The organism is Legionella fairfieldensis ATCC 49588 (genome assembly GCF_000621525.1).
In the GTDB taxonomy this organism is placed as follows: Bacteria; Pseudomonadota; Gammaproteobacteria; order Legionellales; family Legionellaceae; genus Tatlockia; species Tatlockia fairfieldensis.
In genome coordinates this window covers 69,344-83,778 of sequence record NZ_JHYC01000010.1, presented here as the reverse complement: position 1 = coordinate 83,778, position 14,435 = coordinate 69,344, and the positions used below count along the sequence as shown (strand labels likewise).

Below are 14,435 nucleotides of genomic sequence, written 5' to 3'. Positions count from 1 at the left end.
CTAACTAATGTAGCCCGGGTGAAAGCAAAATTATCCCCGGGTTTTCCACCTCAAGCAAAGACGTCTCTTAATAAGCTACTTGCCACACGGTTAGTCAGTGACCTAATTTGGGTCGGTCATGAGGCGCTTCTTCCTCTTCTTTGGAGGCCATACGTTGCTTTAAGGTATTGACAACATCTTTATGATAAACTTCTTTAAATGCTTTAACCGCTGATTGTTTGGGGGTAAAAAATGCTTTTGTTGCAGCTTTACAGGCCCCTAAAAAACGTATAAACGAATTGGTGTTAAAACCTTTTCCTACGACGTGTTCGGCTTTTCTAAGGGCTGATGAGATCTCTTCCACTCTCTTTACTGCATTTAAACATTCGTTTGGGGAATTAGGAAAAAGTTTCGCTTGAATGCCATTGACAACTTTTTTTTCCAACGACGTTAAATCTCCTTTTAATGCATCAGTACAGGCTTTATCTATCTTCTTGAGAGTTTGAAGTGCTTTTTCTACTGTGTCAATGGTACTATCGTTCACATTCCATGTTTTAAGTTGCTTTTTGACATCTTCTTTTAGCCGAATTGTCCCTTCTTTTTCTTCCCAGTCACTCTTGACAAAATCAATCTCTTTAGCACCTATTGTTTGAGATAAAAGTAGCTTTATTTTTGCATTATTCCTATCGTAGTTTCAATATCGAAATTTTCTTGTTGAAGAGTTTCTATCTTTTTCTCCAAATCGGGAATGTGTTTTTCTTTTCTCTTGGTTAAATAAACTTGATACTCTTCTTCATAGTGTCTTTTTATAGTTTTATATGTCTTATAGTCTGGATAAATACTTTTACTGCTATAGCTTGCTGCAATGTCATCTGCCTCTTGCATCGACATAGGTTTACTAGGGCGATTCGACTGCTCAAATGCACGCCAAGTGTTCACCAGTTCAGTAATCTCTGCTTGCAATTTCGTAGCCTGTTCCTTTAAATCTGATATGTCCTCACGAAACTGATTAAAATCCTCTGAATCGAAGTTTCTAATTCTCATGATATTACCTTTAATAAAATTTGATATTATATTTATCATTTTATACATATATAACTCATGATGCAATTTTTTTGTATAAAATGATAAAAATTTATGTGAAACCACTCTATCTTCAGTGGTATGATCCAATTAAGACCACGCTCATCCCTCATTTCTTTCAAATTCCTATAAAGTGATTGGGCCAATTAGATGCGTTTACCGTGAGTCTACGTTCTGTGGCTTGTATGCTGTTGAAAAAAATCAATACGTTATCTAAACGTTATCTCTGTTTTCATTTTTTCCAAAAAAACACCCGATTTAGGTTTATGTTGAGAGTTAAAAAAAGTATGCAGACAATTGCGTTGTGCTTCCATAGTGGTTTTATTTTCTTGCATCCAAGTATTAAAAGTTGTTTCTAATGATTTATCAATTGGTGTTGAAGTGGGCATTGATGGATTGTCTAACTCGGTAAGACTTTCCTGTAGTATTGTTAAACATCTGATCTTATCATCAGCTGATTCCAATATCCCTAGAGCAATAAGGAAGTTTATAATTGGATTTCTTTTTTGTAAACGCGTTATTTCCGTTGTGACTCGATTAATTAGAACGGTTTCTTTCCGGTTATAAGCTTTATCTAATAGTTGATTAACCTTATTGGGAGGTGTTTTAGCAGGGAGGCATTGTTCTAAAATGATTTTTAAAATTTCAGGTGGCAATGGAGCCTGTTTGTTAGCCATTATTTGTGGATATCCTATTAAGAAGGCAAAAAAGCTTTCCATTGTTGGTGAAATAGCTTGATTGCGTAATAGTTTTTGTTCTATTTCCTGTGTTTGTGCTGTTATCTGCTCATTGTTTGACTGTGTAGGGAGAGATAGAATGGTCTTTAAAGTGAAATTAGTATCCAGCGCTTTATTAATACAGTTTAATATTTTAAGTTGTATTCTTGTATCCATGTCGTTCTTTAATTTTAAAGAAAAAGAATCAGGAGTGGAAGTACATCGCAAGGCATAATTAAAGCAGGCAGGATTTCCTGATAAGCCAGCATGATGGACAATGGTATTATCATTGTTATCTTTTTGTCCCAATAAATGTGGTGCGTGGGTGTTTATCCAATTCAGTGCTGCGGGATTTCCTGAAGAAGCGGCACAATGGGCGATGGTGATACCCCCTTTGATTTTTTGCTCCAATAAATGTGGAGCATGGGTTTGTACCAAATCCAGCGCCTGGAGGGGGAGGTGTGATGAGCGTAAGGCGATGCAATGAGCAATGGTGGGCTTATCTTTATCTTTTGGTTCCAATATTTGTTCCAAAAAATAGGGGACGCGGGTTTTTATCCAATTCAGTACCGGGGGATTTACTGAGAAGATAGCAAAATGAGCAAAGGTGAAGCCCTCTTTATTTTGTTGTTCCAATAAATGTGGAAAATGGATTTGTATCCAATCCAGTTTCGCTTCGGGATTTTCTGATAAGGCGGTATAATGAGCAATGGTAAGTCCCCCTTTATCTTGTTGCTCCAATAAATCTGGAGTATGGCTTCGTATCTTATCCAGTGCCTCGGGATTTTCTGACAGAGCGGCGTAATGAGCTTGGTTAAATCCCTCAGGATATTTTACAGAATAAATAGAAGCATTTTCTATGGGCATATTGCACTCGATAAAGTCTGATCAAAAAAAACATTCTATCACAATATGTGTTTATATAAAATCATATTGGTCATTAATGGGGCATGTCAATCAATGTTTAACAGCTATTTTTTATAATTCAATTGAACCTCACGTTCAAACGAGTCTGATCTGTTTTACGGTCGAAAACAAACAGCGCGGGTTTTCGATGTCATCTAATCCTTATTTTGATTGGATGACATTGTTTGCTTCCGGGAGAGCTTTTTATTAACTGGAGCGTAATTCTTTTTTAGATATAATGCCGAGTAAACGATCAAGCATTTTTGTACTGAGGATACGTTTGAGGACGACAAAAAGATGGGCAGGGAAGGTAACCGGGTATTTAGCTTTTGGTCGTTTAGCTTCAATGGCATGAATCAATTTGACAATTACAGCATCAGTACCTTGTGTAAATATCGACTCCTCTTTTTTGGTTCGAAAGCTAGTGATCATTTGTTGGTATTGCTGCTGAAAATGGCTGTGCTCTTTGTCAATGTGTTCCAGGGCCTGAGCAATGCTATTATCTCTGAAACGGCTGGTAATTGGCCCGGGTTCGATACAAATGACATCAATCCCGGAAGCTTTCAATTCAAGACGTAACGTATCTGATAAACCCTCCACGGCATATTTTGACGCGTTATAAGCTCCGCGAAATGGCAAGCTAATGAGACCTAACAACGAACTGAGATTGATAATGCGCCCCTGTCCCTGACGACGCATTACCGGGATTGCCAGCCGCGTGAGATCCATAAGGCCAAATACATTGGTTTCAAACTGACGGCGTAAGATATCTCGTGAGAGGTCTTCAAGCGCGCCAGCTTGTCCATACCCTGCATTGTTGATCAGCACATCGAGCTGGCCAGATGTTTTGGTCATCACCTCTGCAAAAGCAGAAGCAACCGATTGTTCGTCATTAACATCCATACGTACCGCATCGATACCTTGCCCAATAAGTTTGTTAACGTCTTCCTCGCTGCGGCAAGAGGCGATAACCTGATGTCCACGTCGTGTCAAGGCAAGTGCTGCATCATGACCAATGCCAGAAGAACAGCCAGTAATCAAAATGGATTTTTGATGCATAAAATAAGCTTAAAAAATTTTCATTTAATCAAGATTAATCGTATAGGAATAGCTATTAAACCCGTCATAACTAATCCCCTTATACTGCATTCCATAGCAAGAAGCATGGATAACCGGATGCATCATATAAGGACCGTCCTTGATATCCAATACACACCAACTATAGTTATCGTAGGCAACGGTAACATGAGCGTAACCGTTTTTACAATGTTCTGTATCCTTCATTTCAAAACTGCGTGAACTAATTACATGCAGGTAAACATCCTGATCTGTGGTGGCAGAGACAATGTGAATGGCCGGATGAATCTTATTATTGAGATGAAAGTAGTCTTTATAGCCACAGACAAAACTTGTCCTGGCCTGGGCGTGAATAGCAAAAAGGCTGGCCAATACAACCCCAATGAATTTCTTCATAATTAACAACTTATTGAAAAAGAAGGTACGATTATAGGAAAACGTTTAGTACTATACAATACTTTAGCTTCGTATCGTTATTAGAGCAGTTATTTTTGAGCCGGAATGTTAAAAATGCTGGTAGTGGGTTCAGAAGGTCCAATATGGGTAAACGGAGAAGAAGATAGGGGGTTATTGAAAAATTTGAAAGGGTTTCGCTGTGCCGTCTCTTTTTTATTATTTAACGCATCCTTTAATTGATCATAATATTGAACAGGTGAGGGGGTATAAATATGAAGCAATTTCAGAAGAAAATAAAGCCAATAGTTTAGCCAGGCCAAGGTAAATGGTTCAGGGCGTGCACAGTCGAGAAGGATAGCTTTGAATTGATCGTTATCTACTTTCTTTTGCATCATTTGTAATCGCATTTTTACAGACAGATTTGAGTTTAAAGCGATTGTTTCTAATTCGTTAATTAATATAGCTTTGTTATTCAACGTGGTTGCACTTTCAAAGAGGGATGAATTGTAATCGGAACCATTTTTTACGTTGCGAATATATAATTTGAATTGAGACAACACAGCCATAACGCCGTCAAGGTGAAAATAGTCTTTCAAACAAGATTGATCAAATCGTTTTATTGCCAGAAGTAGTTGCTCCCGAACTGTTTTGACAAGATTATCGGATGATTGGGCTAGTGCCAGAATCGCAGAATAATGATTTTGTAAGTGAGCGGTTTTCTGTTTGGAATAGTCTTGATTCATGTAATGTAACAAGGGTTTATTTTGATTAGAAAGATGTTTGAGTTGTTCTGCAAAAATTTTTTTAATAAAATTGTTGATAGCTTTTTTATGAGCGGATTCTTGCATTGTTTTCAATGCTTCCAAATAATTCATTTTTTCATTGGCAGTTTCTTCATTCAAACGACAGGTATTAATCAAACCCTGGTAATAATTAAAAGCCAGGTCGCATAAGGCAACAATATGGTTTCTGGGAGGCTTACCTTCTTTTTCTACTTCAGTATTAAGTAATTCATCAATATCTGAAGAGGTTGAATCAATGTTTTCAAGAAGAGAAAGAAAAAGAGACTGTTCTTTTTCGAATAGAGGAAGTGCTTTTTTATAATGATCTATTAATTTTATTTTAACTAAATGTATTGGGAATGTACTGGGAATGGTTGTCGTAAAATGAGTAAAGTGTTTAATACAATCTTTTAATTGCTGAAGAATAAGACTCGCCGCTTCGTATTCCCTTTTCTCATGCTTAATTTTTTCCCTGATTTTCTTTACAGCCATTATTCGTTGCTCTATGGGTAAACAATGGTTTGCCAGCTTTAATAGTTGTTGCGGAGCAAGGTTTAGCGGAGCAATTAAGCCATTATAAAACTCGTCAAGAATACTTTTCATCGGATCGGTTAACTTACCCGGTTTTAAGCACAATTTATCTTCCCATGTGTCCGTTTCTATCAGAATCCGGGTAAACAGATCGGTATTAATTTCCTCTAACCGGGTAAGTATCATGTTATAAGATGTGGTGGTAAATTGATTGATTTTTATTCTGAGTTCCTGATACAGGCTAAACATGATCGGTGTTTTTAATAGCAGTTTAAAATGAGAATCTGCATTTGCAATAATATTTTCTATTTTTAATACAACACGTTTAGTATTTGCCTGAATAAGGGATAGGTCTCTGGCAGACAACGGTGTTTGTCTTGAAATAGCGCCGATATGTTCGGGAATTAGTGTAAATGCATTGAGCGTATACCAAAGACAGTTGTATTTGATACTCAGATTTTCTTCGGTTATCACGGCATGATGATTCTCTATGTAATTTTCACTTTGTTGTTTTAGTAATTGATTAATATCCTGAACTTTTTCTATTAAATTTTTGGCTAAAAGGGACAGGTAGGGATCTTCATATAATGCTAAAGTTAAATTAATAATTTCATTAAGATGAGAACAAGCCTCAAGAAAATGATAATAATAGAGTTTGCCAGTTGTTAAATGGGTTAATTCTTTCTCAAGCTGTTCAAGGTAATAGAGAGAATTAAAAATCCGTTTTAAAGCTAAAACCTGTTTACTTTGTGTGAGTAATTTATCCGTATCCTCTAGTTCGGGAAAAGGCAGGCCGATTGTTTGAGCCATTTCCAATTCATGATTGATTGTTTGATTAAACAGACCCTTTAATTGTAAAAGGTAAGATTTAAAGGCCATTAAGATTTGTGAATAGTTGAAGGATTGGCCTCGCGTGTTGGCGCTTGGAGGCGTATCATTTTGAGCGATTTTTATGGCTGGCTCAAAATACTTTTCGCTGTCGCTTTGCCCACCAGTGGTTAAAGCGTCGTAATTGGGGGGCGCTACCAGATTAGCTTGCAAATAGGCTGATTGGATAAGCGTTTCATTCAGCGTGATATAACACTGTTGTGTTTTTGCATTTTTTTCTAGCAAATTTTCCAGTTGATTATATAAAGATTTTACCAGGTTTTTATTGGTAAGTTTTTCAGCTGACGTTGGAAACCAGTGCCATGGATTTATTGTTGTAAATGTCCAGTGGCTTTCCTCATTTAAGGCGCGCCAGATAGTTTGATTTAAGTCAGAGTTAATAGATTCCAAACAGGGTTCAAATAATTTGTATTGTTTAAGGAGATTTTGTTTGATTTCCGCCGAACAACTGATCAAATAAGCATTGATATGTTCGGGTTGAGTCAGAATAGCAAAAAAAGTATCAATAGCTCGTTTTGTTTTATTAATACGTTCCAATTGTTGCTGGGCATTATTGATTCTTTGTCGTGTTTCATTAAAACGTAAGGCAAGAAAATCACTATCGTCAATAATTTTAAGCTCCTGTCCTTTGTTCGAGAAATCAATAATATTTGACAAATAACTAATCAGCTGGTGATAAAACGGCTTAATAGCCTCCATAAGCGGTTTAGAGAGGGTACCTGGTGCTAACAGGGCTTCATTTTCAATATAATCGGTTAAACTGAATAGTTTTACTAACCAACCGTATTTTAATTGGGCTAATTTGTCACAGACAAGTTCCTGGGAGGTTTCATTCATTTTTTCCACTTGTTCCAGGGTGCTTATGGAAAGAAAAATAATGTGGCGAAGCAGATCCAGGTAGTAGATTATTCTGGCCGATAAAAAAAGAGTATTGCCTCGCAGGCTTTCCAGGGAATTTAATAGCCGGCACGTTTCATATTGTAAAATAGCGAGTTTTTCTTTATTAAGAGCAGATTTAATGGTTGAAAGCTCGGTATATTGTTGAATATAGTGTGTGGCTTGTTGTAAATAGTCGGGCAGAATAGTGCTGAATTGGATTAAAAAACTACAATTAAATTCATCATGATTGATTTTCAACTGGTTGATGGTAATGCCTGTTGCCAAGCCGGCTTTGTAGGCAAAAGAATGTTGGGACGGTTCCCTGTTAAGCAGGAGGCTATTGTTTATGCTATCTTGGGTAATGCGGTTAAATTGGGTTAAGAGGCCGAGTAATGGTTTTATATCGGTTCCAAAAAAAGTAAGGATGCCCATACCTGCCTTAAACAGAAGAGCGTTGGCTTGGGTGCTGTGATCGAGTGTGTGAAAGTAAAGCGTCCAAAGATCTTTTACTCTGTTTCCTCGCCGCAAATCAACTGTTTCCAGATCCTTGCAAGCCAATTCCGCATGGTAAAGGGTGTTAAGCAGAATTTTTATCCGTATAATTTGGGCGGGTTCATCCATAAAGTCGGTAAAAGGTTTTCTCTCCAGGCTTATACCTGGAAAATAAGCCTTAAGTTGCGCATTAAAATAGGGGCTTTCAATCGCATTAATTAACTGGTGTCTAATGGTGCGCAAAACGTTTGAAATCTGATGTTTTTTAAAAGAATCCAGAATTTTTAAATAGCGTTCCATTATCATTGTTGTTATTTGAGTAAATGAATATGCAAATAGTATAGAATGATTATTGTAAGTAGTAAGTATCCGGATAAATCATTAATTTCATATCGATTCAGAAGCTTCCGGCTCTTTCTCCAAAAGGGAATTTTTATTTAATCGTTTAGTGCTTATTTTGTAATAAGTGTTCTCTGTAAAAAAATATTACCTTGACTTAAGGTTACCAATCTTGTGCTTTGGAATTGAGTTCACGATAATATGTTACAAGAGTATTATATTCTTTGAGGTTGTAGATGAGCGACTGGAAAACGTTAGCTGATATAAGACGAGATTATGGAGAATTAAGTTTAAACGAAGAGACTATTGAGGCTAGCCCAATCACTCAATTCAAGTTATGGTTCGAAGAGGTATTGCAGGCGGAAAAAAGCGACCCAACGGCCATGGTGCTTTCAACTGTCGATGAAAGGGGACGCCCTGATTCCCGTGTCGTATTACTTAAAGGAGTAGAGGAAGATGCTTTTGTTTTTTACACGAATTATCAAAGCACGAAATCGTTGCAATTGCGTCAAATACCCTACGCCGCATTAAATTTTTATTGGTCTCAAATGGCTCGTCAGGTACGTATTCGAGGACGTATTAAACGGCTACCAAAAATACAATCGGATGAATATTTTGCATCAAGGCCAGTCACTAGCCAGCTATCAGCGATTGCTTCGCCGCAAAGCCGGCAAATTGCCGGCCGGACAGAGTTGGAAAATTCCTTTAATAAACTTTTAGCCGAACAGCATCAGCAACCTGTTGTGCGACCGAAACACTGGGGAGGATATATGCTTATGCCTGAAGAAATAGAGTTTTGGCAAGGGCGTGATAATCGTCTCCATGATCGAATTCTTTATTATAAAAAAAGAGGACACTGGGTTTACTGTCGCCTGGCGCCCTGATTTCGGGGCATTGACAGTATATATCTACTTTTCTTGTTTTATACCATCGCCGATAAACCACTAACCATCCTCATCGCAACATCCGCAAACTATTTGTCAAGAAATAGTAAAAAATAATCACTTTGATTAATTATTAATTTTATAGTCGTAGAATGATTATAACGAAGTATTTATGGCAGGATAAATGCTTTGTAAAAGTTAAACGTTATATTTTAAGGCGCTAACAAGAGGATACTGACATGAATGATACAACAACGTTGTTACCCCATATTAAATTGCGTTTTAATATTGACCATCCAGGGATTGAAGAATGCTATGCTTATGGCTACGAAAGCGCTTTAGCCGAAGTAGAGGAAGAGGAAAACCCCTATCCCCCGGGTACGCAGGAGTATGAGCAATGGATGGAAGGCTGGTGGGATGGATTTTACGGCGAAAAACCGCTTTTTGAACTTCAATCGCCTGCTGCACTACCCCCAATCAAAAATGAAGCAGCTAACGATCAAAGTTATCATTTAATAGAGCGATTTATCAGCAATAATTTTTTTGCGAATGTGTTGAAGATTACTGGGGCAATCGCCGCTACAGCAGTGGTTGGATATCAGGTTTTGGAACTGGTAGCTTAATAACCTTGAACATAATGGAGTCTGGCTTGAAAAATAATTAATCGGCTGATTTTCCTTTTGAATCAGCCTGACTGTTTTTTTCAGTGCTTTATTTAAATATCTTTAAAACCATACTTTTCATTCGAGCTAATTCAGCAGGATTAAATTCTTTATAAATCTCACTTCCCAGGTTAAGGCAAACTGTAACTTGTTCGCCGATCCCTTTTAATAAATCAACGCCTGATAAACGAAGAATTTGCACAGCATCGCTGATTTCATTGACCCAGTGGTTAAAATAAGACATGTTAGTAAAAACCGGCAAAAAACAGGTGCCATTTTCTTCCAGATATAATACTTCAGGTTGTTCGGCGGCAGACTGTTTGTTAACAGGTATTATGAAGTTTGCTTTAATAAATTCAAGATAGGCTTTATTGGCTTCTTTATTGTTGCCTGCCGAGTCCAGAGCGCTTTTTATTGCTGATTCAAGAGCATTCATCTTTATCCCTTACCTATGCAGAAACAGCTTTTTACTATAAGCTAGCTGCAAAATTAGGGAATTATAACTGATTTACTTCAAAGTTGCTTACTGATCGAGTAGAGTTATCACAAATAGAATAAACAATTTTCAAGATAGGCAGTATGTTGAAATAATAATCATCAACAGTATAATGTAATCTGGTTTGTTATTTTATTGAACAATAATTATTTTGTCAGATACTTGAGCGATGAGCTTTTTGGCTCATTCAGGATGGAAAATGGTGCTGAGTAGTGAATAATAATATGATAGCAATGTCTCAAAGTGAAAAAACAGGTCGTATTAGCCAGATAGGCTTCGCATGGGTTGTTTGGGGGTTAGCTGCGGCGTTTTATTTTTCCGATTACCTTGCAAGGGTAGCGCCCGGTGTGATGCATCATAGTTTACAACTTGCTTTTGGTATTAATGAGGCTGGTTTTGGTATTCTGACAGCCTCGTTTTACATACCTTATATTCTAATGCAGGTTCCGGTAGGTCTTTCAGTCGACAGGCTGAGCATCCGAGCTATTTTGACAGTGATGTCGCTGATTACTGCCTTGGGTTGTGGTGTGTTTGGTCTGGCAGATGGTCTGGTAATGGCGTCAGTAGGACGGATGTTCATTGGCTTCAGTGCTGCTTTTGCTTTTGTGAGTGCTTTGCGGTTGGCTACATCCTGGTTTCCTCCTGCCATGTTGGGATTGCTTGCCGGATTGACTCAGGCTTTAGGCATGCTGGGAGCTGCCGCTGGACAAGCTCCTGTCTCTTTTTTGGTTGATAATGCGGGCTGGCGTCATAGCATGTTGATCATTGCGTTTCTGTTTATTGCTCTCGCCGGTCTTTTATATCAATTTATACAAGATAGTCCGCGTTCCAGGCAGCAGGAGTTTAAGTATGAATCCCGGCTTGGTATCTTCGCCAGTTTGCGTATCATTCTTTCGCATCCTCAAACATGGTTGAATGCCTTATACGCAGGTTTTTTATATGCCCCTACCGCCGTGATTGGTGAAGCAATAGGGCCTGCTTATTTGCAATATGGCCGCGGTTTGACGGCTCATACCGCTGCGTTCGCTACAGGTCTGATTTTCATTGGTTGGGTTATCGGAGGGCCTCTATCCGGCTGGTTATCTGACAGGATGGGTCGTCGCAAGCCTTTAATGATTCTTTCGGCCTTGTGTGGGTTTGTACTGGTTTCTTGTTTTGTATTTTATCCGCATATGGATAAGACAACGGCCTACATTCTATTTTTTATTTTCGGCATAACTAACACAGGCGTGGCTCTTGCTTATGCTGTTTCAACAGAAATACACGAAAGCAAGGTTGTAGGAACGTCTATTGCCTTTACCAATATGATTTCTATTTTTGTGGGTGCATCGATGCAGCCTCTGGTTGGTTATTTAGTGGATTTAGTGTCCGAGGCACGCGCCTATAATGTGGAAACGTTATTATTATCCGATTTTCAGGCAGGGTTGCGCATTTTACCGCTATGCTCCCTGGTCGCTTTAATTCTCGCTTTTTTTGTACGAGAAACGTATTGTAAGCCTGTACGAAAAATGCGGTAAGCGTTTTATCACTCTCATTTTTTGTATTTTCTTTGCTAGTTAGGGCGTCTCATGTTTTAATTACTGCGGTGCCTCCTCAACCAGGCAGGATCTTGTCTGGTTGGGAAGACTGAACACTCGATGGTATCAACTTAAGAAGAAATGCCTGCGTTCCACAGACAAGCTCTAAGGCGCAGGTAATGAAAATTGGCCTTAAGTTGACGCCATTGATTGAACACTAACACGGAGATAATAATGAAAAAATTCATGGGATTGGTGGGTGTGGTAGCCGCCCTGGTCCTCTGCGCGTATTTCGGTATGGGGTATCTCACTGAGAAAAAAGTAAGAGAGAACCTCAATATCGTTAATCAATCGAATGGCATTAGTGCCAGTGTAGAGCAATACCAACGAGGGTGGTTGACTTCCGATGCCATACTTAACTGGCGTTTACATATACCTGAGCACACTGTTTCTTCAACTGGAGTAACGGTTCCCGCTCAAGATCATCAATTGCGGATGCCGGTTAAAATTTATCACGGTCCAATAATTTTTGCCGATAAAAGTATTAAATTCGGACTAGGCTATGCTTATACTCACGTACCTCTGCCCCCCAGATGGTCTGAGCAGTTTAATCAGTTTTTTTCTCCTGATTCAACTCAGCCAAAACTGGATCTGAGCATGTTTGTCAGTTATCTTAATAATACAAATGTTGATGCAACTGTTCCGGCCTTTAAGATACTTGCCAAACAAGGCGGGAGTGAATTCAACTGGTTAGGCCTGACTTCTTCGACCACTATTTCTTCAAACCTGAATAAAATAAATGGAAATATAACTATTGATGGTTTAACGTTTGTAAAGGAGCCATTAAAGACAACCATGTCGATGGTGACCAGTGAATACAATCTGCATAGAAAAAATGAATATGGTTTATATCTTGGTGACGCCAGCCTGTCTTTTCCTTCTCTCACAGTGATGAGTGGCGATAAAAAACTGTTCGAGCTTGGTCAATTTGATATTCAATCGGATACCAATATTGAAGAAGGTTTGTTCAGTTCCCATTTTAAAACATCGCTGGAAAAACTGCTTACTAATGATAAGACTTATGGTCCTGGTCATCTGGAAGTTGCTATTCGCAATCTGGACGCAGCCGTTCTTGTTAAAATTAATGAGCAGGTCAATCAACTTCAACAGGGAACAGATGCTGAACGCCAGCAGGCACTTCTGACAATGTTGCCTGAATTACCTAAATTATTTAGCAAAGGCGCTGAATTTGAAGTTCCTGAGGTCAATGTTGTTTTACCTGAAGGAACTATTGAAGGCAATTTACTGATTTCATTACCTAAAGCCGATGTAGGTAATCCTTTTGAATTACTGCAAAAGATTCAAGGCAATGGTAAATTGAAAGTCCCTGCTTCGGTTGTGAAAAATGTACTTACTGAATCAATCAAACAGAAGCTGCTGGCCCCTCCACCGCCACAGACTATTCAACAGGGCATTGTCCAGCAAATGCAACAGCAGCAGACTAATCAGGCTGTTGTTTCTGGAGCAACTGTTAATTCAGCCCCAACCACAGCGGTGGTTAATGTTGCCGAAGTGATGCAACAGGCAGCCACAGAAGCTGATAAGCAGTTAGCCTCTATGGTAGAATCTGGTATTCTATCACTTCAGGGAAGTGACTACGTGGTTGAAATGAGTCTTAATCAAGGCCAGTTAACAGTGAACGGTAAGCCATTTAGTCCTGCAATGCTAAATTTTAACAGGCAATAATTAATCTATGGTGTGAACCAGCGCCGTTGTCTGGTTCACTTCAGTAATTTTCTGATTTTAAGTCAATTTTTCGAAGTCTGGACTTGTCAGGAATTGCTCAATTGGGTAATATGTTGCTTTTTAAGGAGGAGTTAAAAAGAATGACAACAATCAGCAATGAAGCTGGGGATACAACTGCATCACTGGCAGAGAGTGTGACTCAATCAGTGCAGAAATATTTTACCGAGCTGAAGGGAACTGATCCTGTTGACCTGTACCAGTTTGTTCTTGAGGAAATAGAAACACCTTTATTTCGCGCTGTTATGGAGCATTGTAAATACAATCAGTCTCGTGCAGCAATCATGCTTGGTATTAGCCGCGGTACGTTAAGAACGAAGTTACGTCGTTATTTTGATGACAAATACGTAGGTACTCGCGACTAAGAGAAGGACTTAACCATAATAAGTCAGAATTTTCTATTAACACAAGGAAGCTTGCAAGCTTTTCTTATGTTAATAGAAGTTCGCCTTTTGTAAGTGTTCACGGAATAGGTAGTTAAGAAGTATATAACGTCAATGTCTTTCCCGCGCAGGCGGGAAACTATCTACAAATTAGACATGGTGCTAATTTTACGGATTGATTCCCGCTGCGCGGGAAAGACGAGTCATGGAACAAAGTCTGGAAGAGAAAATTTGAATATCCCGTGAACACTTACCACCTTTTTTGATTAATTTTTATTCATTAAATAACTGAGATTAAGCGATGACGAAAGCTTTTTTTTACAGAGCCAAGAGTAAAGGAACCGAGTTTATACCTCCTAAAGAATTCTTATGGGTAACGTATAAAAATTTGGATGGCACGATAACGCATGTAAAAGTAGAAGAACCACTCGATAATTTTCAACAAGATAATAAAGTTGAATATCCTCAAAATAAAAATAGCCTATAGTAGTTAAGTAAAACAAACACGGATATTATTATTCCATCTCTTTTCGTCCGCGCAAAAGTCAATCACGGTCTGGCTAAATAAAAATGATGCCTACGTACAACAGTGGCTTGCCCATGATACCCAGAGATTGTGGCA

13 protein-coding genes are annotated in these 14,435 nt (G+C 38.5%); 6 read left to right on the top strand and 7 right to left on the bottom strand.

Annotation, left to right across the window (positions count from 1 at the left end):
- Positions 1 to 94 precede the first annotated feature (94 nt).
- The 6 genes from T345_RS0104035 to T345_RS0104005 form a co-directional block, all read right to left on the bottom strand.
- Positions 95 to 523, bottom strand: a complete 429-nt coding sequence (locus tag T345_RS0104035) for a hypothetical protein (protein WP_028388213.1) — start codon at positions 521 to 523, stop codon at positions 95 to 97.
- Positions 524 to 645: 122 nt separating this feature from the next.
- Positions 646 to 1,071 (bottom strand): hypothetical protein, encoded by a 426-nt coding sequence (locus T345_RS0104030; protein WP_028388212.1) that lies wholly within the window; start codon positions 1,069 to 1,071, stop codon positions 646 to 648.
- Positions 1,072 to 1,271: 200 nt separating this feature from the next.
- Positions 1,272 to 2,645: a hypothetical protein gene (locus tag T345_RS0104025; protein WP_028388211.1), complete on the bottom strand. Its 1,374-nt coding sequence runs from the start codon at positions 2,643 to 2,645 to the stop codon at positions 1,272 to 1,274.
- A gap of 246 nt (positions 2,646 to 2,891) precedes the next feature.
- Positions 2,892 to 3,743: an SDR family NAD(P)-dependent oxidoreductase gene (locus T345_RS0104015; protein WP_028388209.1), complete on the bottom strand. Its 852-nt coding sequence runs from the start codon at positions 3,741 to 3,743 to the stop codon at positions 2,892 to 2,894.
- A gap of 24 nt (positions 3,744 to 3,767) precedes the next feature.
- Entirely contained in the window at positions 3,768 to 4,157 is a 390-nt protein-coding gene (locus T345_RS0104010; protein WP_028388208.1) for a hypothetical protein, read from the bottom strand.
- Positions 4,158 to 4,246: 89 nt separating this feature from the next.
- Positions 4,247 to 8,029, bottom strand: coding sequence for a hypothetical protein (locus T345_RS0104005; RefSeq protein WP_028388207.1), 3,783 nt, complete (start codon positions 8,027 to 8,029; stop codon positions 4,247 to 4,249).
- A 275-nt stretch (positions 8,030 to 8,304) separates the two neighbouring features.
- On the opposite strand from T345_RS0104005, the gene pdxH reads away from it, so the two are divergent.
- Both pdxH and T345_RS0103995 read left to right on the top strand, forming a co-directional pair.
- Positions 8,305 to 8,952: a pyridoxamine 5'-phosphate oxidase gene (gene pdxH / locus T345_RS0104000; protein ID WP_028388206.1), complete on the top strand. Its 648-nt coding sequence runs from the start codon at positions 8,305 to 8,307 to the stop codon at positions 8,950 to 8,952.
- A gap of 239 nt (positions 8,953 to 9,191) precedes the next feature.
- A complete protein-coding gene (locus tag T345_RS0103995) occupies positions 9,192 to 9,575 on the top strand; it encodes a hypothetical protein (protein ID WP_028388205.1) in 384 nt (127 codons plus the stop codon).
- A gap of 88 nt (positions 9,576 to 9,663) precedes the next feature.
- Here the strand turns inward: T345_RS0103995 and T345_RS0103990 are convergent, their stop codons facing one another.
- Complete coding sequence (locus T345_RS0103990) at positions 9,664 to 10,050, bottom strand: SseB family protein (RefSeq protein WP_028388204.1); 387 nt, start codon at positions 10,048 to 10,050, stop codon at positions 9,664 to 9,666.
- 293 nt (positions 10,051 to 10,343) lie between these two features.
- Between T345_RS0103990 and T345_RS0103985 the strand changes: the two genes are divergently transcribed.
- The 4 genes from T345_RS0103985 to T345_RS15565 all read left to right on the top strand — a co-directional run bounded on the left by T345_RS0103985 (position 10,344) and on the right by T345_RS15565 (position 14,300).
- Positions 10,344 to 11,627 carry an MFS transporter gene (locus T345_RS0103985; RefSeq protein ID WP_131777722.1) on the top strand — a complete coding sequence of 428 codons (1,284 nt, stop codon included), beginning with the start codon at positions 10,344 to 10,346 and terminating at the stop codon, positions 11,625 to 11,627.
- 234 nt (positions 11,628 to 11,861) lie between these two features.
- Positions 11,862 to 13,373 carry a YdgA family protein gene (locus T345_RS0103980; RefSeq protein ID WP_028388202.1) on the top strand — a complete coding sequence of 504 codons (1,512 nt, stop codon included), beginning with the start codon at positions 11,862 to 11,864 and terminating at the stop codon, positions 13,371 to 13,373.
- Between the two features lie 140 nt (positions 13,374 to 13,513).
- Positions 13,514 to 13,795, top strand: coding sequence for a helix-turn-helix domain-containing protein (locus T345_RS0103975; protein WP_028388201.1), 282 nt, complete (start codon positions 13,514 to 13,516; stop codon positions 13,793 to 13,795).
- Positions 13,796 to 14,114: 319 nt separating this feature from the next.
- Positions 14,115 to 14,300, top strand: coding sequence for a hypothetical protein (locus T345_RS15565; protein WP_028388200.1), 186 nt, complete (start codon positions 14,115 to 14,117; stop codon positions 14,298 to 14,300).
- Positions 14,301 to 14,435: the final 135 nt, after the last annotated feature.

Bases quoted from the DNA above. Each gene is read 5' to 3' on its own strand.
- T345_RS0104030 (WP_028388212.1), bottom strand. From the start codon at position 1,071: ATGTATAAAATGATAAATATAATATCAAATTTTATTAAAGGTAATATC.
- T345_RS0104025 (WP_028388211.1), bottom strand. From the start codon at position 2,645: ATGCCCATAGAAAATGCTTCTATTTATTCTGTAAAATATCCTGAGGGA.
- T345_RS0104015 (WP_028388209.1), bottom strand. From the start codon at position 3,743: ATGCATCAAAAATCCATTTTGATTACTGGCTGTTCTTCTGGCATTGGT.
- T345_RS0104010 (WP_028388208.1), bottom strand. From the start codon at position 4,157: ATGAAGAAATTCATTGGGGTTGTATTGGCCAGCCTTTTTGCTATTCAC.
- T345_RS0104005 (WP_028388207.1), bottom strand. From the start codon at position 8,029: ATGGAACGCTATTTAAAAATTCTGGATTCTTTTAAAAAACATCAGATT.
- pdxH (WP_028388206.1), top strand. From the start codon at position 8,305: ATGAGCGACTGGAAAACGTTAGCTGATATAAGACGAGATTATGGAGAA.
- T345_RS0103995 (WP_028388205.1), top strand. From the start codon at position 9,192: ATGAATGATACAACAACGTTGTTACCCCATATTAAATTGCGTTTTAAT.
- T345_RS0103990 (WP_028388204.1), bottom strand. From the start codon at position 10,050: ATGAATGCTCTTGAATCAGCAATAAAAAGCGCTCTGGACTCGGCAGGC.
- T345_RS0103985 (WP_131777722.1), top strand. From the start codon at position 10,344: ATGTCTCAAAGTGAAAAAACAGGTCGTATTAGCCAGATAGGCTTCGCA.
- T345_RS0103980 (WP_028388202.1), top strand. From the start codon at position 11,862: ATGAAAAAATTCATGGGATTGGTGGGTGTGGTAGCCGCCCTGGTCCTC.
- T345_RS0103975 (WP_028388201.1), top strand. From the start codon at position 13,514: ATGACAACAATCAGCAATGAAGCTGGGGATACAACTGCATCACTGGCA.
- T345_RS15565 (WP_028388200.1), top strand. From the start codon at position 14,115: ATGACGAAAGCTTTTTTTTACAGAGCCAAGAGTAAAGGAACCGAGTTT.